This is a genomic window from Dietzia sp. JS16-p6b (genome assembly GCF_003052165.1).
GTDB lineage: Bacteria > Actinomycetota > Actinomycetes > Mycobacteriales > Mycobacteriaceae > Dietzia.
Genome location: NZ_CP024869.1, coordinates 3,229,218 through 3,249,277, shown reverse-complemented (window position 1 = coordinate 3,249,277; position 20,060 = coordinate 3,229,218). Strand labels below are relative to the sequence as shown.

The 20,060-nt window shown below is 72.5% G+C and carries 14 protein-coding genes and 1 pseudogene; 7 read left to right on the top strand and 8 right to left on the bottom strand.

Translation table 11 applies throughout. The features are described 5' to 3' along the window. Nucleotides 1-25 precede the first annotated feature (25 nt). Together CT688_RS14945 and CT688_RS14940 are read right to left on the bottom strand one after the other, a co-directional pair. Nucleotides 26-1,906, bottom strand: coding sequence for a long-chain-acyl-CoA synthetase (locus tag CT688_RS14945; protein WP_107757529.1), 1,881 nt, complete (start codon nucleotides 1,904-1,906; stop codon nucleotides 26-28). Further along, the gene (locus CT688_RS14940) at nucleotides 1,903-2,589 is read right to left on the bottom strand and encodes a TetR/AcrR family transcriptional regulator (RefSeq protein WP_231750376.1); all 687 of its coding nucleotides are present in this window, start codon (nucleotides 2,587-2,589) and stop codon (nucleotides 1,903-1,905) included. Before CT688_RS14940 ends, CT688_RS14945 begins: the two co-directional genes overlap by 4 nt. 155 nt (nucleotides 2,590-2,744) lie before the next feature. Here CT688_RS14940 and CT688_RS14935 point away from each other — a divergent pair, with 155 nt between their 5' ends. Together CT688_RS14935 and CT688_RS17850 are read left to right on the top strand one after the other, a co-directional pair. After that, nucleotides 2,745-2,933 (top strand): DUF2613 domain-containing protein, encoded by a 189-nt coding sequence (locus CT688_RS14935; RefSeq protein ID WP_231750375.1) that lies wholly within the window; start codon nucleotides 2,745-2,747, stop codon nucleotides 2,931-2,933. 21 nt (nucleotides 2,934-2,954) lie between these two features. Further along, nucleotides 2,955-5,219, top strand: a pseudogene (locus tag CT688_RS17850) (DUF3367 domain-containing protein); the annotation flags it as partial. A 2,135-nt stretch (nucleotides 5,220-7,354) separates the two neighbouring features. On the opposite strand, the gene CT688_RS14925 reads toward CT688_RS17850, so the two are convergent. Continuing rightward, nucleotides 7,355-8,596 (bottom strand): acyltransferase, encoded by a 1,242-nt coding sequence (locus CT688_RS14925; protein WP_197431433.1) that lies wholly within the window; start codon nucleotides 8,594-8,596, stop codon nucleotides 7,355-7,357. 101 nt (nucleotides 8,597-8,697) lie between these two features. Here CT688_RS14925 and CT688_RS14920 point away from each other — a divergent pair, with 101 nt between their 5' ends. After that, a complete protein-coding gene (locus CT688_RS14920; RefSeq protein WP_231750374.1) occupies nucleotides 8,698-10,086 on the top strand; it encodes a DUF3068 domain-containing protein in 1,389 nt (462 codons plus the stop codon). Between the two features lie 213 nt (nucleotides 10,087-10,299). Here CT688_RS14920 and CT688_RS14915 read toward each other — a convergent pair whose 3' ends face one another. Next, on the bottom strand, nucleotides 10,300-11,538 hold the full coding sequence (locus CT688_RS14915; protein ID WP_107757525.1) for an oligosaccharide flippase family protein: 1,239 nt from the start codon (nucleotides 11,536-11,538) through the stop codon (nucleotides 10,300-10,302). Nucleotides 11,539-11,601: 63 nt separating this feature from the next. Between CT688_RS14915 and CT688_RS14910 the strand changes: the two genes are divergently transcribed. Together CT688_RS14910 and CT688_RS17845 are read left to right on the top strand one after the other, a co-directional pair. Then, nucleotides 11,602-13,146, top strand: coding sequence for a hypothetical protein (locus CT688_RS14910; RefSeq protein WP_234414836.1), 1,545 nt, complete (start codon nucleotides 11,602-11,604; stop codon nucleotides 13,144-13,146). Beyond that, entirely contained in the window at nucleotides 13,074-13,418 is a 345-nt protein-coding gene (locus tag CT688_RS17845) for a hypothetical protein (protein WP_234414835.1), read from the top strand. Before CT688_RS14910 ends, CT688_RS17845 begins: the two co-directional genes overlap by 73 nt. Here the strand turns inward: CT688_RS17845 and CT688_RS14905 are convergent. Beyond that, nucleotides 13,363-14,610 carry a glycosyltransferase family 4 protein gene (locus tag CT688_RS14905; RefSeq protein ID WP_107757524.1) on the bottom strand — a complete coding sequence of 416 codons (1,248 nt, stop codon included), beginning with the start codon at nucleotides 14,608-14,610 and terminating at the stop codon, nucleotides 13,363-13,365. The genes CT688_RS17845 and CT688_RS14905 overlap by 56 nt on opposite strands. A gap of 56 nt (nucleotides 14,611-14,666) precedes the next feature. Between CT688_RS14905 and CT688_RS14900 the strand changes: the two genes are divergently transcribed. Beyond that, a complete protein-coding gene (locus tag CT688_RS14900; protein WP_231750373.1) occupies nucleotides 14,667-15,473 on the top strand; it encodes a class I SAM-dependent methyltransferase in 807 nt (268 codons plus the stop codon). A 35-nt stretch (nucleotides 15,474-15,508) separates the two neighbouring features. Then, nucleotides 15,509-17,017, top strand: a complete 1,509-nt coding sequence (locus tag CT688_RS14895; protein WP_231750372.1) for an aldehyde dehydrogenase — start codon at nucleotides 15,509-15,511, stop codon at nucleotides 17,015-17,017. An 86-nt stretch (nucleotides 17,018-17,103) separates the two neighbouring features. On the opposite strand, the gene CT688_RS14890 is transcribed toward CT688_RS14895, so the two are convergent. The 3 genes from CT688_RS14890 to CT688_RS14880 are packed head-to-tail and all read right to left on the bottom strand — an operon-like array spanning nucleotide 17,104 to nucleotide 20,057. Beyond that, nucleotides 17,104-17,766 carry a response regulator transcription factor gene (locus CT688_RS14890; RefSeq protein WP_107757523.1) on the bottom strand — a complete coding sequence of 221 codons (663 nt, stop codon included), beginning with the start codon at nucleotides 17,764-17,766 and terminating at the stop codon, nucleotides 17,104-17,106. A gap of 60 nt (nucleotides 17,767-17,826) precedes the next feature. Beyond that, a complete protein-coding gene (locus CT688_RS14885) occupies nucleotides 17,827-19,362 on the bottom strand; it encodes a HAMP domain-containing sensor histidine kinase (protein WP_107757522.1) in 1,536 nt (511 codons plus the stop codon). Further along, nucleotides 19,359-20,057 (bottom strand): hypothetical protein, encoded by a 699-nt coding sequence (locus CT688_RS14880; protein ID WP_107757521.1) that lies wholly within the window; start codon nucleotides 20,055-20,057, stop codon nucleotides 19,359-19,361. The genes CT688_RS14885 and CT688_RS14880 overlap by 4 nt, the downstream gene beginning before the upstream one ends. Nucleotides 20,058-20,060: the final 3 nt, after the last annotated feature.

Here is a 20,060-nt window from a genome sequence, read left to right as displayed (position 1 = left end):
GACCTCCTTCGGGGTGCCCCCGGCTTCAGGCCTTGCCGGCGACGACGTCGTTCTCCGCCCCATCGTAGAAGGGGATGTATCCCTTGTCGGACGACAGGACGTAGAGCGGGTCGTCGAACTGGGAGGTGTCGAACGCCTGCTCGCGCAGCTCGGTCTTGCGGCTCTTGTAGGTGGACGTCACCTCGAGCTCCTTGGAGAGCCGGATGAACAGCGGAACCGCGTACGACGGCAACGACCTGCGCAGGTGCTCCGCGAGCGCGGCGCCGTCGAAGTCGGACTTGTCGTGCAGCCGCACGGCGGCCATGCCCGCCTTGCCGTCGGCGCCCGGCACCGGCACGCCGTAGACCACGGCCTGGTCGACCTCGTGGCGAGCGCTGACGGCCGCCTCCACCTCGGTGGTCGCCACGTTCTCGCCCTTCCACCGGAAGGTGTCGCCGAGGCGGTCGACGAACGAGGCGTGCTTGAGGCCCTGGTCCATCATGAGGTCGCCGGAGACGAACCAGGCGTCACCGTCGCTGAAGGCGTCGCGGATGATCTTCTTCTCCGTGGCCTCCTTGTCGGTGTAGCCGTCGAAGGGCTGGGTGTCGGAGATGCCGCTGATCAACAGCCCGGTGCCGCCCTTGCCCACCTTGGTCAGCCGGCCGTCCGCGCCACGGCGGGGCTCTCCGGTGTCCGGGTCGTAGTCCACGATCGCGAAGTCCATCGGGCAGTAGCCGGTGGTCTTGGCGACGTTGAAGGCGTTGACGAACGCGATGTTGCACTCGCTGGCGGCGTAGAACTCACAGATCCGGTCCACGCCGAAGCGCTGTTGGAACTCCTCCCAGATCTCGGGGCGCAATCCGTTGCCCGTCATCACCCGGATGGAGTGGTCGCGGTCGCCGGGGCCGGGTTCCTGGTTGAGCAGGTAGCGGCAGATCTCGCCGATGTAGATGGCCGCGGTGGCGCGGGCGGCGCGGGCCTGATCCCAGAACTTCGACGCGGAGAAGTGCTCCTCGACGGCCAGGCACGCGCCGGCGGCGAGCACGCAACCGAGGGCCACCGTGAGCGCGTTGTTGTGGTACATCGGCAGCGGGCACAGCAGGACGTCGTCCTTCTTGAGCCGGACGCCGGAGAGGCCGAAGCCGGCCAGGGCCCGGTTCCAGCGGTAGTGGGACATGGTCGAGGCCTTGGGCAGACCCGTGGTGCCGGAGGTGAACACGTAGTACGCGGTCTCGTCGCCGAGCGTCTCGTCGGCCTCCGGCGGGTTGGTGGTGCCGGCGTCCGAACCCAATGCCTCGATCTCGTCCTCGAGCCAGGTCAGATCGGAGAGTTCGTCCGGGCGGTGGCCGGCGCTGAAGCCCCGGAAGGGGAGGTCGGACTCGGAGCCCACGGCGATCAACTCGCCGAGCCACTTCTCCCGGGGGATGGACGCGGCGGCCTCGGCGCACTCCGCGCCCATCAGGACGACCTTCGAGTCGATGATCTTCTGCGAGTGTTCCAGGACCTCACCACGCTGGTGGTGGTTGAGCAGGCCCACCGAGGCGCCCACCTTGACGGCACCGAGGATGGCGAACATGACCTCGGGCCGGTTGACCATGCAGATCCCCACGGTGTCGCCGCGCCGGACCCCGCGGGCCTTGAGCACCTCGGCGACGCGGTTGGCGCGTCGGTTCGTCTCCCCGTAGGAGAGCTCGGAGCCGAGGAACCGCATGAAGGGGGCGTCCGGCTGTGAGGCCGCCAGTTCCTGGAACCTGCGGCCGATGGAGAGCTTGTCGGTCCCCCGGGAGGTGCGGACGATCCGGAGACCACGCAGAACGGTCGGCAGATCCGAGATGAGGGAGGGTAATCCGCCCGCCAGGTCCAACGGGGTGAGGGTCTTGGCCCCCTGCGATGCGCTGCGGGTGGTGGCAGTGGACGTGGTGGTCACGGCTTCTCCTCTTTAGGGGTGGTGGGTGACGCGGTGGTGGGTGACGCGGTTGTGGGTGACTCGGTTGTGGGTGACTCGACGGCGAGTGATCTGGCGGGATCCCCGGCGAGGCCCCGCCACGCGAGTTCGACGACCACTCCCGCGGCCACCGATTTGGGTGTGGACCGGTGCGCGACGCGGTCGGCGACCGCCTCGCCGGCCCCGACCAGCGCCGTGGCGACCACTTCGAGCACCTCGCGACTGCGCCCGTCCACCGAGTTCTGTGCCAGCAGGTCGGTGGTGAGATCCACCAGGACGGAACGGGTCTTCTCGACCTCCTCGCTGAACGCGGGTTCGGCGACGGCCTGGCGGTACACGACGTTCCACGAATCCGTGTGGTCGTCCACGTAGTCGAGGAACGCCTCCACGACGTTCTCCAGACTGTGGCGTGCTCCGGTGCCGCTGGTCGCCGCGGAGGTGAGGTGCTCGATGAGCCGCCCGGACTCGCGGGTGACGCACGCGGAGAACAGTTCCTCCTTGGAGCCGTAGTAGAGGTACAGCATCGGTTTGGAGATCTTGGCGTCCTTGGCGATGGTGTCCATCGACGCCGACCGGTAGCCGAGATCGGAGAACACGCGAATGGCCGAGTCCAGCATCTGCTGTTCGCGGATCGCGCGTGGGATCCGTTTCGTCCCCGTCGTCACGAGACTCCTTCCGGCGGGACGTGGTGTCGTGTCCCACACCAACTTACCGGCCAGTAAGTAGTTGTGGGCGACACTCCACACGATCCGTGGTGTGCCGGGTGATACCCTTTCGGCATCGGCATGCCTCGCGGCACCCGCCAGTGCACACCATTCTCGTGACCCGCAGGGAGAACTCGATGAGCTTCGGTACCGGAGCGCTCGCCAGCGCAGTCGGCGGAATCGTCCTCGGCGGCATCGTCGCCTTCGGCGCCAGCTCCGCGATGGCCGAGAACTCCATCCCGGAGGTCCCCCAGCCGCCTGCGGACCAGGCCCTCCTGGGCCAGGTCGAGTACGGCGCCCGCTAGTCCCTCCCCGCGCCGGCCGAGGTGACCCGCGGGATCCGTCTCGGTGCAGGCGCGCGCGACGCGGTCGTCGCCTTCTTCGCGTTTCTCCTCCTTGCCTGCCTGCAGGCCCCGGGTCTGGTCGTCCCCGACACCAAGTACGACCTCGTCGTGGACCCGGGTCGCTTCCTCGCGCAGGCCACCCACCTGTGGACCGGGCTGTCGTTCGGCGGTCAGGTCCAGAACCAGGCGTACGGGTACCTCTTCCCCCAGGGGCCGTTCTTCGTGCTGTTCGACCTGGTCGGGATGCCCGCCTGGCTGACCCAACGCCTGTGGTGGGCTGTCCTGTTGACGATCGCCTACGTCGGTGTGGTCCGGGTGGCGGCCGCCCTGCGGATCGGTACGCGCCGGACCCGGGTGATGGCCGGGATCCTCTACGCCCTCGCCCCGCGGATGCTCGGCGACCTCGGGTCGATCTCCTCCGAGATCTGGCCCGTCGCACTGGCCCCGTGGGTGCTGCTCCCGGTGGTGCGGGTCCTGCAGGGACGCCTGTCCCCGCGACGGGGCGGGGCCGGTGCCGCGCTGGCCCTGGCGATGATGGGGGCGGTCAACGCGGCCGCGACCGCCATCGCCTGCCTCCCCGCGATCCTCTGGTGGCTGATGTTCCGACCCGGACGGACATGGGCCCGGCTCGCGGCGTGGTGGCTGCCCCTGTCCGTCGCGGCGTGCGTGTGGTGGGCGGTCCCGCTGGTGCTCCTGGGCCGGGTCTCCCCCCCGTTCCTGGACTACATCGAGTCGGCTGAGGTCACCACGCGGTGGTCGTCGGCGACCGAGGTGCTGCGCGGGGCCGCGACCTGGGTCCCGTTCGTGTCCACGGACCGGGTGGCCGGCGCAGCTCTCACCAGCGAACCCGTGTTCGTCCTGGCCACCGGGGTGATGGCGGCCGTCGGTGTGGTGGGTCTGGTCCACCGGGGGATGCCGGCCAGGGGCCGGCTCCTGACCATCGCCGCGGTCGGACTGGTGGCGATGGCGGCGCCGTGGGTCGGGCCTGCCGGCGGTGGACTCGCCGAGACCCTCCGCGCATTCCTCGACGGCGCCGGCGCGCCACTGCGCAACCTCCACAAGTTCGACCCCCTGCTCCGCCTGCCGTTGGTGCTCGGCACCGCCCACCTGCTGTCGGTCCTCCTCTCCGGCCCGCGCGAGGGGCCCGGCAGCACGCGAGATGAGGAGCCGGCCGCCGGCGGCTGGGCCGCGCTGGCGCACCCCGAGCGGAACCGCCCGGTCGCCCTCGCCATGGTCCTGGTGCTCGCGGGTTCCGTCACGGTGGCTCCGGCGTTACTCGGACGGCTCGCGCCGGCGGGCGCCCATGCCGCGGTCCCCGATCACTGGGCCGAGGCCGCCGGGTGGCTCTCGGAGAACGCGCCGGTGGCCCGGCCGGGGGCCACCGACGTCGACGGTGGCGATCACGAGATGGACCCCGCCGCGACGACACGGGCCCTGGTGGTACCGGGCTCGTCCTTCGGCCGACAGGTCTGGGGCGTCACCCGCGACGAACCACTGCAACCGCTGGCCACCACGCCGTGGGCGGTCCGGGACTCGGTGCCGCTGCAGCCGGCGCCGGCGATCCGCGCGCTCGACGCCGTCCAGCGCCGCCTCGCGGACGGCGACCCCGCCCCGGGGATGGCGGCCACGCTCGCCTCCCTCGGCATCGGCTACCTGGTGGTGCGCAACGACCTCGCCGCCGACTCCGGTGCGCCCCGGCCGATCCTGGTGCACCAGGCGATCGACGGATCCCCGGGGCTGGTCAAGGTCGCGGAGTTCGGGGAACCGGTCGGGGGAGCGGACGTCGGTGACGAGGCGGCTGAGGTCGCCACGGACGACGACGGCGAGGTGGCCGTGGTCCCCGACTCGGGGCTGCGCCCGGCCTATCCCGCGATCGAGATCTACCGGGTCGACTCCCGGCTGGGCTCGGATGCCGCGTCGCCGGGCCCACCACGGTCGGCCACCGCCCCGTACACCGTGGAGGTGCGCGACCTACCGGTGGTGGCCGGCGGGCCGGAGTCCCTGTCGCGGCTCGACGACCTGCTGGCCGCGCGGGACACGATCGGGTCCCCGGCCCGGGTGACGAGACTGCTGGAGGTCGATGCCCGGGAGTCGGGGGTGGACCCCGCCTCCGATCCCTTCCCGAGGCCGCGACCGGTCGCGGCGACCGCGCCCGTCCTCACGGACTCTCCGGCGGACCGCGAGACCGACTTCGGGCGCCTGGACCACCACTCGTCGGCGGTCCGGGCCGAGGGCGATCCACGTCGTAGTCGGGGCGCGGTCCCCGACTACGCTGCCACGGTCTCCGACACCGAGCCGGCACCGGCGCAGGCCCGCTGGTGGGACGCGCGGGTGCGGGTCTCCTCCTCGGCGTCCGACTCCGCCCAGGTCGGCCCGGTGCGGCCCTCCCGGTCGGTGGCGGCCGCGGTCGACGGAGACCCGGACACCGCCTGGCGGTCCGGGGGTTACGGCACGGCCTTCGGCCAGTGGATCGAGATCGCGCTGCCCGAACCCGTCGACCGGGGCCTGCTCCGGATCACCGTGCCGGTCCCCGAGGCCGGACCCGAGGTCAGCAGCCTGCAGATCCGGACGGACTCGGGTACCACCACCGCGTTCCCGGCAGGTGGTGGCGAGCTCGTCGTGGGACTCCCCCCGGGCCCCACGGAGACCGTGAGGGTCACGGCGACGGGCTTCGCCGACGGGGGCCGGGGAACCTACTTCGAGGTGTCGGACATCGGTCTGAGCTCGGCTGGCGAGGAGATCCCTCTACTGCGGGTGGTGGCGTTACCGGACCGACCCGCCGATTCCGCGGCGCCCTCCGGATGGCTGCTGCGGCAAGAACTGGGGGGCCGGTCCGACTGCGTCCACGGCGGCGCCCCGATCGAGGGGTTGGCCGGCGCGGAGGAGGAGACCGGCGCGGTGCGATGTGCCCCGGAACTCGCCATCGAGCCCGAGGAGCCGGCCCGCTTCGCCCGCCTTCTCGACGTTCCGTCCGAGACCTCGGTACGCCCGCAGCTCCTCGTACGACCGAGGGCCGGGGCGGCACTGGACGACGTGCTGCGTGGCGACCCCACCACCCGCGCGCGTCAGGTCCGGGCGGCGGGGGAGTCACTGGTGACCGATCCCGCCGGTGGGCCCTCCGCGGCCGTCGACGGGGACCGGTCGACCAGCTGGTACGCCCCCGACGTCCCCTCGCCGACGGTGGAGCTGGGGTTGCCCGGCCGCCACCTGGTCGGCTCACTCAGGATGTGGGCGCCGCGTTCGGACGCACCGGCGGCTCCCAGGGTCATCACGGTGGACACCGGGCTCCAGACCACGCGCGTCGACCTCGACGACCTCACGGCCGGGGAGGACGGCTCCGTCGTCGTCCCGCTCCCCGCGGACCACACCGATACGGTCACGGTCCGGATCGACGCCGCGGAGGACGTACGGGCCCCGGATGGGACGCAGGTCCCGGCCGGGATCGCCGAGGTGTGGATCCAGGACGCGACCGGTGCCCGGATCGGCGCCCTCCCTGCGGCGGGTGGCGACCCGATCTCCCTGGCCTGTCAGGACGGGCCCCGGTTGGTCATCGGCGACCGGTCGGTGCCCACCCGCCTGTCGACCACGCGGCGCGAGCTGCTCGAGGGCCGGGCGATCGCCGTCGAACCGTGCGATGACGACCCCGTCGAGATCCCCGCCGGGCCGGTGGAGGTCTCGGTGGATCCCGGGGAGGCGTTCTCGGTGGACACGGTGGGCCTCGTCGTCGTCGATCCGGAGGCCGCGCAGGGCGTGCCCGTCCTGGGCGGGGAGCTGCAACCGACCCGGGCGGTCGCGACGTCCCGGTGGGAGGCCTCCCGACGCGAGCTACAGGTGCCCGCCGCCCCGCGGGAGCGCGTCCTGGTGGTGCCGGAGTCGGTGACCCCCGCGTGGCGCGCCCGGCTGGTCTCCGACGACGGCACCGAGTTGCCCGACCCCCGCCCGGTGACGGTGGACGGGTGGAAGCAGGGCTGGGTCCTGCCCGCCTCCGGAAGCGGGTCCACCCTCGTGCTCACGGTCCCGCTCGACGGTCCGTACCGTGCGGCGCTGTCGACCGGGCCGTTCGTACTGGCGCTCGTGGTGGTCCTCTTCCTTCTCCGCGGTCGCGACCGAGCCGGGGCGCCCGCGCAGGTGCGCCGCGGCGGCGGGGTCGTCACCTCGGTCGCGACGGCGGCCGTGTCCTACGCGCTGGCCGGCCCGGTCGGGCTGGGGCTGGCGGCGGTGGTGCTCGGCGGCGCGCTGGTGGCCAGCCGTCACCTGGGCGCACGGCGCGCGCGGGACCTGCTGGTGGTGGGCTCGGGGGTGGGGATCGTCGCCGGGGCCGCGGTGTTGTCCCGAGCACCCTGGCCGGACCCACTGGGGTACGCCGGTGACGGTTGGCCCCCTCAGGTCGCGACCGTGGCGGGGCTCGTCTGCGCCGGGATGGCCGCGGCCTGGCCATCGGCCTCCGGCGTCCCGCGGGGGGTGCGCCGCGGGGCCGACCAGCGCCCTGACGGCACCTCCACGAGCGCGTAGCTCGCCGCCGCGAGAACGACGGAGACCACCACGGTGATCAGCCAGATCTCGAGCATGTGCCCGGAGAACATGGGCACGAACGCGATCTGGAACGCGAAGTGCAGGACCAGGACGTGCCACAGGAACACCCCGTAGGACCACCGGCCCAGCATGCCCATCACGGCGGAGTCCAGCACCATGAACCGCTGCCCCGGCGGGGCCAGCGACACCGGGGCCAACAGGCAGAACGCCACCACGGCCCCCAGTGCGGTCCGGGCCGCGAACTCGGGGCCGGACGGGTGCACGAAGCCCTCGGTGAACCACTGCGGGACGGTGCTGGCGCCGAGCGCCAGCGCGACGACGGCCCACCACCCCCACCGCGCGTGGCGGTGTCGGGCCAGCGCCGCCAGCCGACCGGGCGGGGCGGCGGCGAGCTCGGCGAGGATCATCCCCGCCGCGAACCAGGAGGCGAACGCCGGGGGCAGGATCTGGTCGTTGACCCGTTCGGGTAGCCCCAGCTCGTACCAGGGGACCAGAGCCCACGCCAGGCTCAGTACCCCCACGGCGGCGATCGTCGGGATCCGCCACCGCGCCGCGCGGCCCCGGAGCCCGGCCAGCGCCCACCACAGCAGCGGCAGAACGAGGTAGAACGACATCTCCACGGACAGCGACCACGCGTGGGTCAGGCCCTCGACCAGCGAGTCGGGGACGTATACCTGCGTCAGGGTCAGGTTGGCGATCCAGGTCGAGGCCGAGGTGCGAGCGTTCTGGGGGATGAGGAGGAACACCGCGGCCACCACGACGAGATAGGCGGGCATGATGCGGACGAGGCGGGAGCGCAGGTAGGACCCCGGTGACCGGGCGGTGCCGGGTCCGCCCTGTCGGGCGTGCAGGGCGTGGGCCCGCCACAGCAGGAAGCCGGAGAGCGCGAAGAACACGGCCACGGACAGGTCGAACCGGCCCCAGAGTCGGTTGATCGCCGATCCCGTGGAGGACCCGGTCTGGAACGCGACGTGAGTGGTGAGGACGGCGATCGCGGCGACCGCGCGGAAGCCCTCCAACGCCGGCACGAAGCCGGTGGCGGACGGGAGAGTTCCGACTTGTCGGTCGGGGGTGGCGAATGCGTTCTTCATCACTGTTAATCTTCTCCTGATGATGGTCCGGTCCGGCGACCGACCCGGGAAGCTACCCGGGGGTAACCGGTGGATCCAGGGCGACTCCAGGAGGACAACCGATGGCACGACAGAGCAGTTCCGCGGGACGGAGGTCGTCAGTGCCCGCACTGGTCCTCGTCGGGCTCGGAGCGTTCCTCATCACTATCGCACTGGCGCTGGTCTTCTTCGTGGTGCCGACGCAGAAGAAGACCCCGCTGGACATCAACACCACCACTGTCACCAACACCACGCAGGGTGCGGTCCTGGTCGGCGCGGCGCTGGCCGGTAACACACCGACCGAGCTCAACGCCGACCGCCCCGAGTGCCGCGCCGGGGGCGCGAACGGCGACGACGAGGACGCGGCCGGCGGTTCGCCCGATGAGGGTGCGACCGACGAGGAGCAGGTCGTCGAGACCCCGGACGGCCCGGCGGCTGACGACGCCGATGTCCAGTTCCCGGTCACCTGCTTCATCGACAACGACATCCCGCTCTACTCGCAGCGCCGCGTCCAGGCGGTGGAGCCGTCGGACTCCGAGGTCATCACGTTCCAGGCCGCGCAGTCGCTGCTCCGCGAGGACAAGACCGGTTCGGACGGGGTCGAGGGCCTGGTCAACGCGTCGATCGACCGGGTCACCGTGGACCGGGTGACCGCCGAGCCGACCGACGAGGCCGTGAGCACCCTGCAGCTGGTCGCCACCGGTGCCGGCGACGAGACCGCACCGGCCGGGTTCGTCCGCCGGGGACTGCAGTACAAGTTCCCGTTCGACACCGAGCAGCGGGACTACGACTACTTCGACGCCAGCACCTTCACCACCAACCCGATCTCCTTCGTCGGTGAGACCACCGTGGGCGGCATCGACGCGTACGAGTTCCGTCAGGAGCTCGGGCCGATCGACATGTGGTCCTCGATCCGGGATCATTTCGCGTCGATCAGCGACGGGTACGACCCCGCCGTGGAGGCCGTCCTGGCCAGCTACCGGCGCGAGGGCATGACCGCGGGACAGTGGGGTCTGGCGGGTGACCCGGAGCGCGAGGTCGACATGCGGCGCTTCTACACCAACACCCGCACGGTGTACGTGAACCCCGAGACCGGTCAGATCATCAACGGCAGCGAGAACATCTACCAGTTCTTCGCCGAGGACCAGGACGAGGCGGAGGCCTTCGTCAACGACGCGGCGGGCATGGAGGAGGAGCGGGCCGAGCCCACCCGGACGGCCGTCCGGTTCGAGTCCGGGTGGAACGAGGAGACCCAGGAGCGGACCCTGTCCGCCGCCCAGGAGACGGCGGACACCCTCAACACGTTCGGTCGCATCCTGCCGGCGGTGCTCGGAGTGCTGGGCGTCCTGGCCGTCCTCGGCGGGATCCTGCTGGGCCTCCGCGGAGGCGCGGGGGGTCCGACCGGCAGAGGCACGCGCGCCACCCGTGGCGCCCGCGGCGACGGGGGAGCAGGGCCGGCGCCGCGCGCGTGACCTCCCGCTGACCCCGGTCCCCGCCGACCCGGACCGACGAGAAGAGCGTTCCGCTCACATCGCCCGAGAGGCGGGTGTGCGGAACGCTCTTCTCGTCGGCTGGCCTGGTGGTCTGTCCGCCGCCGCGAGGCCGTGCCGGGGAAACGCTGCGCGGAGAGACCCGGCACGACGTCGGGGGCTGAGTGCGCTCGGACGCTCGGCCATCCCGGACGCTCAGGCGGGACGGACCCGCAGGGCCCGCCAGCCGGCGGCGAGGGTGGTGAGGACGACGACGACGAGGGTCGCCCCGAGAACCGAGGACAACTCCCGGGGCACCGCCCACACGGCCGCTGCGGCGAGCAGCAGGCCGACCCACGCGATCCCCGCCTCCACGGTCCGGTTGGTGGCGATGGTCGACAGGAGGAACGCCTGCAGGACGCTCAGGGTGACGCCGAGGCTCGCGAAAGCCCACAGGACCCCGGTGACCGGCCGGTAGCCCTCGCCCACCACGGTCGGCACGAGTGGCGCCGCCACCGCGGCGGCGAGCACCACCACCGCACCGATCCCGAGCAGTACGCCCACGGCCGAGCGGACCGCACCGCGGTGACCGGCGGGGTCGGCCATCCTCGGGTAGAGCACGGTGCCGACCGCCTGGGGTAGCCAGAACGCGGCCTTGGCGGCCACCGCGCCGAGCGCGTAGCGGCCGGCGTCCTCGGGCGAGAGCAGAGCCCGCGCCAGAAGAAGGTCGACCGAGGTCAACGCCATCATCACCAGCTGGACCTGGCCGGCGGCCAACACGGCCGTCACACCGGGGGACGACACGACGGCGCCGCCGGCCCGGTTGCGTGAACCCCTCGTCGTGGTCGACCTGCCCACCCCGGCGGCCACCAGACGGGCCACGAGCCAGGCACCCGCCACGCCGACCGCGCCCGCCGCGAGCGCCGCCCCGACCCCGCCGCCCGCGGCCAGCACGGCGACCGCCGGGATGACCTTTCCGGCTCCCGCCAGGGCGAGGACCGCCGCGAGGGCGCGGAACCGCTCGGCGCCCTGCAGCAGACCCTGCTCGGCGGCGAGCAGGCACAACACCGGCCCGGGGGACAACGCGGCCGCGGTGGCGAGTACCGGGGTGTCGAGCAGGTGTGCCACCGGGACCACGGTGAGCGCCGCGATGAGGGCCACGAGCAGCGCGACCCGCGCGCCCAGGGAGCGCAGTGCCTCGTGCGGGACCCCTCTGACGAGCTCCCGCGCCACGACGGCCTGGAGCGCCAGCGACGGCACCGCGACCAGCAGCTGGGCGGAGAGCAGGGCGGCGAACGCGCCGTACCCCTCGGGCCCGAGCCAGCGGGACGCCGGCAGGTGCAGCAGGTACGCGGCGATGTTGGCCACCAGGGACCCGAGCGTCACCGCCCCGGCACCGGTCAGGAAACGCCTGGTCGCGGAACCGGGTGACGCCGCGCGTGCCTGAGGGTCCACACCGGTGATCGTAGGGTGTCGCCCGCGACCCCGGCGCGTCGGACGGCATGGTGGAATGTGCCCATGTCAGCCACCGGGTCCGGTCCGCCACCCGGGCCCGCGGGTCCGGGTCGGGGGCCGCGGGTGGACGTCGCGGTGGATGCCGCGGTCGGGGTGGTGATCACGGTGCTGCTGTTGGCCGGCCTGGCCCGCCCGGGGTTCCCGTTGCTCCGGGACTGGGTGGCCACCCCCACGCCGCCGCTGTCGGACGCCGCTCTGGGCCTCGGCGAGTCGGCGGCGCGGGCGGTGCCCCAGGACGTGGCGGTGACCTGGGCGACCCGCGCTCTGGAGGGCATCGGACTGCCGGTGTGGCCGCTGACGGGGCTGCTCGCGGCGGCGTTCTGCGTGTGGATCGCGGTCGCCGCGGGCGCTCTGGTCCGGCAGGTGGCCCGCGGGACGACCAGCGCGGGCCTCGACACCCCGGGGTGGGCGGGCCACCTGGTGAGGCTGCCGGCCGTCGTGGTGGCGGTCTGGAATCCGCTGGTCGTGGAGCGTCTGCTCCAGGGCCACTGGTCGCTGCTGGCCGGGGTGGCCGCGGTCGTGACGTTGCCGGTGCTGGTGGCCGGTCCGAGGCCCCGCGTCGCGGCGGCGTGCGCGGCGGTGGCCGTGGCGGGGCTCACCCCGACGGGCTGGGTGCTGGCGGTGGTGGCCGCAGCGGTGTCGCTGGCCTGCGGCGCGCGCCGACGGGCGGGGTCGGCCGCCGTGCTCGCGGTGGCGGCCGCGGTGACCGCGCTGCCCTGGGTGCTGGCCACTGCGCTCGGGAGCGGCGGGGTGGGTGGCGTGAGCGAGGGCGGAGGGGGCCCCGGGGTCGCCGCGTTCGCGGCCCGCGCCGAGACCGGGATCGGCACCCTTGGCTCGGTGGTGGCGCTGGGCGGGATCTGGAACTCGGCGGCCGTCCCGCCCTCCCGCGGGAGCTGGTGGGCGGCCGTCGCACTGGTGCTCCTCCTGGCCGTCTGGACCGTGGCGGCGCCCGGTCTGTGGCGTGCTCGTCGTGACCCGGTGGTCCGCGCCACGGTCCCCCTCGCACTGGTCACCTGGCTGCTCGTGGCCCTCTCGGCGACAGGCCCGGGGATCGCCGCGCTCACCGCGCTCCTCGACGCGATCCCGGCGGCGGGCCTGCTGCGTGACACCCAGAAGTTCGTGGCGCTCGCCCTGCCGGCCACCGTGCTCGCCTGGGGCCTGGCCGCCCGGGCGCTCGCCCCCCGGCTGCGGCCCGTCGGGGCGGCGGTGGTGCTCACGGCAGTCGCCGTCGCCGCCGTACCCGACGCCCCGCGCGTGCTGTGGGACTCGCTCCGTCCGGTCACGTATGGAGAGGGGTGGGCCCGGGTGGCGGATATCGTCGACGGCCGGCCCGGGGACATGCTGGTCCTGCCGGCCGGGTCGTTCCGCTCCACCCCGATCTGGGCCGGTGGGGCCGCTGTGCTCGACCCCGCCCCCGGATGCTCGACACCCGGGTCCTGGTCCCCGGTGATCTGGTGGTGGGCGGTGCCGGCACGGTGGCGGGGGAGGGGGACCGCGCTCGCGAGGCCACCGAGGCGCTGCTACGCGGAGACGAGCCCCGCGCGCTGACCGGACTGGGGGTGCGGTGGGTGCTCGACGAGCGCACCTCCACCGGCCCCCGGGGGGAGTCCGCCCGGACCGTGTCGGCGGCGACGACGAGGTTCGCCGATCCCGAACTCGTCCTCTACGAGCTGGGTGGGACGGACGGCCGGGAGCTCTCGGCGCCGCCGTCCGCGTCCGAGGCCTCCCGGGCCGTGGTCCTCGCGGCGCACGTGCTGTGGCTGGTCACCGCTCTGGCGGCATTGGTCCTCGTCGCGGTGGGCCGCCGATCACCCCGGTGACCCGTCGCCCTTCGGTGACGGCGGTGAGGACCTCCGCCATCGCCGCCGCGGTCGCGGGCCACGAGAGCGCGGCGGCCTTGCGTCGCGCGGCCTCGCCCATCCGGTCACGGAGTCCGGAATCGTCGAGCAGACGCCCGGTGGCCGTCGTCATGGCCGCGACGTCGTCCACGAGCAGGCCGGTCGCGCCGTCGTCGATCGAGTCCCGCAGCCCGGCCGCGTGGTGGTATCCGATGGTGGGGACGCCGTGCTGCGCGGCCTCGGAGACGGCCAGGCCCCACCCCTCTTTCCTCGAGGGCATGAGGTGGACAGACGCGGCGGCGAGGATCCGGTGCTTGGTGGCCTCGTCCACGTGACCGTGGAACACGACCGCACCCGCGGTGTGGCGGGGCCCGGGACCGTCCGGGGCATAGTCCAGACCCCGTTCGGACGCGTACTCGCGGAGGCGGTCGGCCCACCACCCACTTCCGATGACGTCCAGTACCAGCCGGGGGTGGCTCTCGCGGAGCGCCGCCACGACGTCCAGGGCGTCTTCGACGTGCTTGTGCGGCACCAGTCGGGACAACACCGCCAGGCGCGGGCCGTCGGCGCGGGTCCCGGGTGCGCCCGGCCGCACGCCGTCGGGCAGCGGGTCCAGACCGTTGCGGACCACCGCGATCCGCTCCGGGGACACTCCCAGCTCGACGAGCTCCTCCGCCGACGGCAGCGACACGGTGACGTACTGGCTGTCCGAGTGCACGCGCGGCGAGAGGCGCGATTCGATCCACCAGCCGATCCTCGAGACAAGCCACCCGGCGACGGGCCATTGTTCGCGGTGGATGTGGTGGACCAGCACCACCACGGGCGCGGAGGTGGCGAAGCGGGAGAAGAACGGGACGCCGTTCTGGGTGTCGACCACGACGTCGGGTCGTCGCACCCGGCCGAGCGGGCCCACCCCGAACCGACCGAGGAGGATCGCCCCGAGTGCCCGCGGGTAGACGGTGAAGCGGCCACCGCCGCGGCTGATCGTGACACCCGCCCCGGCGGGGCCTCGTCTCACGTCCGAACGGGACGCTCCGCGGGGACGGGAGGTCCGGTAGACGACGGTGTGCCCTGCGGCCGCCAGACCGTCCGCGACGTGCTCCAGGTAGCGCTCACTGCCGCCGCCCTGCGGATGGGTGCTGTCGCGCCAGCACAACAGCAGGATTCGAGCCACGGCGCACACTGTACGCAGCGCGGATCGGGCGCGGGTCCGCCGGTATCGTCTCCGCTGTGACCCCACCTGCAGATCATCGGTCCGGCGCGCTCCGTTCGGTGGCCCGCCGGGCGAGTCTCGGACGCTCGCTCGGCCTCCTTCGGTCGTTCCCGCTCGAGCAGTCCGACCCGGATGCCTTCTATTCCGGCCTGGCGCGCGACACGGTCGACCTTGTGGCGGACCTGTGGGCGGAAGCCGGGGACCTGCTGCCGGCCGGGCCGGGGTCGAGGCTGCCGGGCCTCACGGTGCTCGACGTGGGGGGCGGGCCCGGGTACTTCTCGGATGCCTACGCCGCCGAGGGGGCGCGCTACGTCTCCGTCGAACCCGATGTGGGGGAGATGTCGGCAGCCGGACTGGACCAGGCGGGGTCGGTCCGGGGGAGCGGGATGTCGCTGCCCATCCGGTCGGGATCGGTGGACGTGTGCATCTCCTCCAACGTGGCCGAGCACGTGCCCGAGCCCTGGACGATGGCCGAGGAGATGCTCAGGGTGACGAGGCCCGGTGGCCTCGTCGTGGTCTCCTACACCCTCTGGTACGGCCCGTTCGGTGGCCACGAGATGGGGTTGACGCACTATCTGGGTGGGGAGCGCGCGCGGCGGCTGTACGAACGTCGCCACGGCCGACCTCCGAAGAACGTGTACGGCGAATCCCTGTTCCGAGTGGGGTGCGCGGAGGGTCTCGAGTGGGCGCGTGGGACGGGATCGGGCGACCTGCTCGCCGCCTTCCCGAGGTATCACCCGCGGTGGGCGTGGTGGCTGGTGCGGGTGCCGGTGGTGCGTGAGGTCGTGGTGTCGAATCTCGTGTTGGTGCTGCGGGCGCGCTAGCCGCCGCGCGAAGTCGGACACTCGTCTACTATGAAGTGGAACGCGTTCTCGTTTTCTACCTCGCGGAGGTCCCCGTGGTCGTCGTCCATGACAAACTCTTCTCCGGCACCCGCTGGACCGATCCCATCACCACGGGTGTTCTCGAGGTGACGTCACCGGCCACGAACGCCGTCGTCGGGAGGGTGGCCGAGACCACCACCGAGGACGTCGACGAAATGGTCAGCCAGGCCCGCGACTCCTTCGAATCGGGCGTGTGGCGGCGCACCCCGCCCGCGGAGCGTGGCGCGCTGATCGGGCGGGTCGCCGACATGCTCGAGGAGCGCCAGGCAGAGGTCTGCCGCATCCTCTCCGACGAGATGGGCACCCCCACGGGCACGGCTGCGATGATCCAGGTGACGCCCACCCTCGCGGTGCTGCGCTACTACGCGAAGCTGGCCACCGATTTCCCGTGGTCCGAGGTTCGGCAGGGTGACTTCGGCGCCTCCGTGGTGACCCGCCAGCCCGTCGGGGTGGTCGCCGCCGTCACCGCGTGGAACGTTCCGCTCTACCTCAACTCGGCCAAGCTCGGCCCGGCCCTGCTCTCGGGCAGCTCGGTGATCCTCAAGCCGTCGTCCGCGACCCCGCTCTCCGCCCTGTGGCTGGCGGACCTGTTCCGCGAGGCCGGGCTGCCCGAGGGGGTGCTGTCGGTCGTCACCGGCCCGAGTTCCGTGGGCGACCACCTGGTCTCCCACCCGGAGGTCGACAAGATCTCGTTCACCGGATCCACCGATGTCGGAAAGCACATCGCGGGCATCGCCGCCCGGAACCTCACCCGGTGTTCGCTCGAGCTCGGCGGCAAGAGCGCGGCGATCATCCTCGATGACGCGGACATCGCCGCCCACGCCGGCACCATGGTGTTCTCCGCGCTGATGAACTCCGGGCAGGCGTGTGTGTCCCAGAACCGTATCCTCGCCCCCCGGTCGCGCTACGCCGAGGTGGTCGACGCGCTGGTCGAGAACGTCAAGGCCATGCCGGTCGGTGACCCGTCCGACGAGGGCACCGCCTTCGGGCCGCTGGCCAATCACAAGCAGAAGGACAGCGTCGAGGGGTACATCCGCAAGGGTGTCGAGGAGGGCGCGACCATCGCCTACGGCGGCGGGAAGGTCGAGGGACTGCCCGCCGGCGTCGCCGAGGGTGCCTTCGTCCAGCCGACCGTGTTCACCGACGTCGACAACTCCATGACCATCGCGCAGGAGGAGATCTTCGGGCCCGTGCTCCAGGTCATCGCGTACGACACCGTCGACGAGGCCGTGCAGATCGCCAACGACTCCGAGTTCGGCCTCGCCGGCGCCGTCTACTCGGCCGACCCGGACGCCGCGCTCGCCGTGGCGCAGCGGGTGCGCACCGGCACCATGGGCATCAACTGGTACGCCTTCGACCCGAGCGCCCCGTTCGGCGGATTCAAGAATTCCGGACTCGGACGCGAGAACGGGCCCGAGGGGCTGGACGCCTACTGCGAGCTGCAGAGCGTGCTCATGCCGTTCGGGTGGGAGCCCCCCAGGTGAGTCGCTGACCGCGCACCTGACCGGCGGGCCGGGACCTCACCGGGTTTCCCGGCCCGCCACCAGAGCCGACGCGATCCCGCGCGAACTCACTCCACGCGGTAGCCGACGCCCCGCACGGTGTGGACCTTGTTCTCCCCGATCTTGCGCCGCAACGACCGGATGTAGACGTTGACGATGTTCGACCCGGGGTCGAAGTCCATACCCCACACGCTCTCGAGCAACTGCTCACGGCTGATGGTCTCGCCCTTGTTGCGCAGCAGCATCTCCAGCAGCGAGTACTCACGGTTGGTCAGTTCCTGGATGCGACCGTCGACCTCGACCCGGCGCGTGCGGATGTCCAGTCTCATCCCGGCGTGCTCGAGGATCCCCGGGTCCTCTGACGCCTCGTGCTCGCGCAGACGGAGCCGGATGCGGGCGAGCAGCTCCGGCACCCGGAACGGCTTGACCATGTAGTCGTTCGCACCGGAGTCCAGGCCCTCGACGGTGTTCGCGACGGTGTCACGGGCCGTGAGGATGATGACGGGTGCGGCGAAGCCGCGGTCGCGCGCCTCCCGGAGCAGCGCCAGGCCGTCGACGTCCGGCAGCCCGATGTCGAGCAGCATGAGGTCGATGTCGGAGATGGTCGACAGGATGGATCGCGCGCTCTCTCCGTCCACAGCCTCGAGTGCGGTGTACTCGGCGCCGCCGAGTGCCTTGACCAGTACCGAGCGGATGAGATCGTCATCCTCCACGACGAGAACGTTCGTCATGCAACCCTCCTTCTCCGACAATGGAGTATCCCACGGGGAACGCGTGTTTCGAGCGTCACATCAGTCCGTGTCGTCCCCTGAGTCGTTGCTCGCGGGGATACAGGGGATGACGATGCAGAAGGCCGCTCCCCCGCCCTTGGCGTTGAAGGCGAACGCACGGCCACCGTGTGCCCGGGCGATCGTCGCGACGATGGCCAGTCCCAGACCGGTACCGCCGCGCCCGTCGCGGAGCTGCCCGCGGGCGGTGTGGAAGCGCTCGAAGATGCTCTCCTCCTCGCCGGGCGGGACACCGGGCCCCGTGTCCCGCACCCACCACAGCAGGCGTCGGCGGTAGTTCTCGCGTTCCGGCGGTTCGGGCAACGGACCCGCCGCCATGTCGGCGGGGACCGTCGGGTCCCCGGCGGCGATGGCGCGACAGCCGATCTCGATGACGTCGCCCGGGCCCGTGAACCGGACGGCGTTGGAGCAGAACTGGATGAGAGCCTGGGTGATCCGATGCTGGTCCAGTAGGGCGATGTCCTCCGCGTACGGGAGCACCGTCCACTCCCGGTCCGCGATCACGTCGATCTTGGCCTCGACGTCCAACACCAGTTCCGCCACGTCCGTGGGGGCGGTCCGGAGAAAGTCCGGCCGATCGGACCGCGCGAGGGTGAGAAGGTCCTCGACGATCCGGGTCATCCGCGACAACTCGTCCTGCATGATCCGGGTCGTCTCCGCCCGGGCATCGGGGTCCTCGGGCATGAGGTCGAGGTTGCCCTGCACCACGGTGAGGGGGGTGCGCAGCTCGTGCCCGGCGTCATCGAGGAACTCCCTCTGCGTCCGGTAGGCCTCCTCCACGCGCTCGAGCATCGCGTTGACCGTGTCGGCCAGCGAGACGATCTCGTCGGGCCCGTCGACCGGGACCCGACGGGAGAGGTCCGCGGCCGAGATCGTCTCCGCGGCCTCGCGGATCCGACGGACCGGGACGATCATCCGGCCGGCCAGGAGCCAGGCCACGAGCGCGCTGAGGACGATGCCGCCGGCGCCGGTGCTCAGTAGCAGGTCGGCGACGCGGTCGGTCTCCTCCCGGGTGGGGGCGTCGCTGATCGCGACCACGATGTTGGCCGGGCCTGCGGGGCCGTCGACCTCGGCCTTCCGCCAGCGCACGGTGCCGTCGATGACCCCCGAACCCTCGTCTGACACCAGGCCGATCCGCTGGATCTGGGACCTCATGGACGGGGGGAAGAGGGTATCTTCCTCCACACTGAACCTCGAGAGAGTGAACTGCGTGCCCGACGTGGTGGCGGTCCCCACGAGGAGGAGCTCGGGCGACGGGTACTGCTGGGCCAGATAGGCACGGATGAGTTGCTCGGTCGTGGGGTCCTCCGTCTCGAACGACGGCAGCACCCCGGCATCGATGAAGGTCGTGAAGTCGGCGGCCTCCCGATTGAGTCGCAGGTCCGTCGTCCGCTCGGCCGTGAGGTAGAGCACCTGCAGGGTGAACAGGACCATCGCGGTGAACACGGCCGCCGAGGTGAGCGTGATGCCGAGTGTGATGCGCAGGCGTGCCGAGTACCACCACCGGACCGAGCGGGACCTACCGAGCCGCGGGGTCACCCCGGTGTGGGCTGGCCGTCGGTCCGCGAGGAGTCGCGGGGTGAACCCTCGCCGCGCGGGGTGGCGGCGGCGTGGGCCGGAGGCCCGGTGGTCCCCGCGTGGTCGGGGCGACCGGTGCCCGCGGCGTGTGGCGGTGGTGTGCGGTCCGTCGCGGGGCCGCCGGTCGGGGGTCGGACCGCCACCGGCGCCACTGCGACGTCGGCCCGGAGGAGGGCCGGACCACCGACCGCCGTGGGTCGGGGAGCCGCCGCCGACGGCACGGAGGTGGCGCCGCCGTCCGGTGCGCGGGCGGGGAGTCGGGCGGTGGAGGCCGGGCTGCTTGACGCCGGGGTGACGGCGGACGGACCCGAGCGACGAGCGGTGAGGGGATCGCCCGGCCCCCCGGTCGCATCCGAGAACGGTGCGAGTGTGGGCAGGGTGCTCGCCGAGGCGGGTAGAAGCGCGAGGAACCCCGGGATCGTCCCGGCGAGCATGACCGAGGGCATACCGGAACGCACCGTCAGATGTGGCCGGGACCCCTCGATGAGCGTGCCACCCCGCTCGACCAGGGGGTCCGATCGCGGTTCGGCGAGTTGGTCGGCGACCTCATCGACGGAGGGTGCGGCGGTGTCCGCGGGGCCGAGGATCACGGCTGCCGCCGCGACGCCCACTCCTCCGGCGAGAACGGCGATGAGACCGGCAGCGGCGAACCTCATGCC

Bases quoted from the DNA above. Each gene is read 5' to 3' on its own strand.
- CT688_RS14880 (WP_107757521.1), bottom strand. From the start codon at position 20,057: ATGAGGTTCGCCGCTGCCGGTCTCATCGCCGTTCTCGCCGGAGGAGTG.
- CT688_RS14890 (WP_107757523.1), bottom strand. From the start codon at position 17,766: ATGACGAACGTTCTCGTCGTGGAGGATGACGATCTCATCCGCTCGGTA.
- CT688_RS14925 (WP_197431433.1), bottom strand. From the start codon at position 8,596: ATGAAGAACGCATTCGCCACCCCCGACCGACAAGTCGGAACTCTCCCG.
- CT688_RS14920 (WP_231750374.1), top strand. From the start codon at position 8,698: ATGGCACGACAGAGCAGTTCCGCGGGACGGAGGTCGTCAGTGCCCGCA.
- CT688_RS14910 (WP_234414836.1), top strand. From the start codon at position 11,602: ATGTCAGCCACCGGGTCCGGTCCGCCACCCGGGCCCGCGGGTCCGGGT.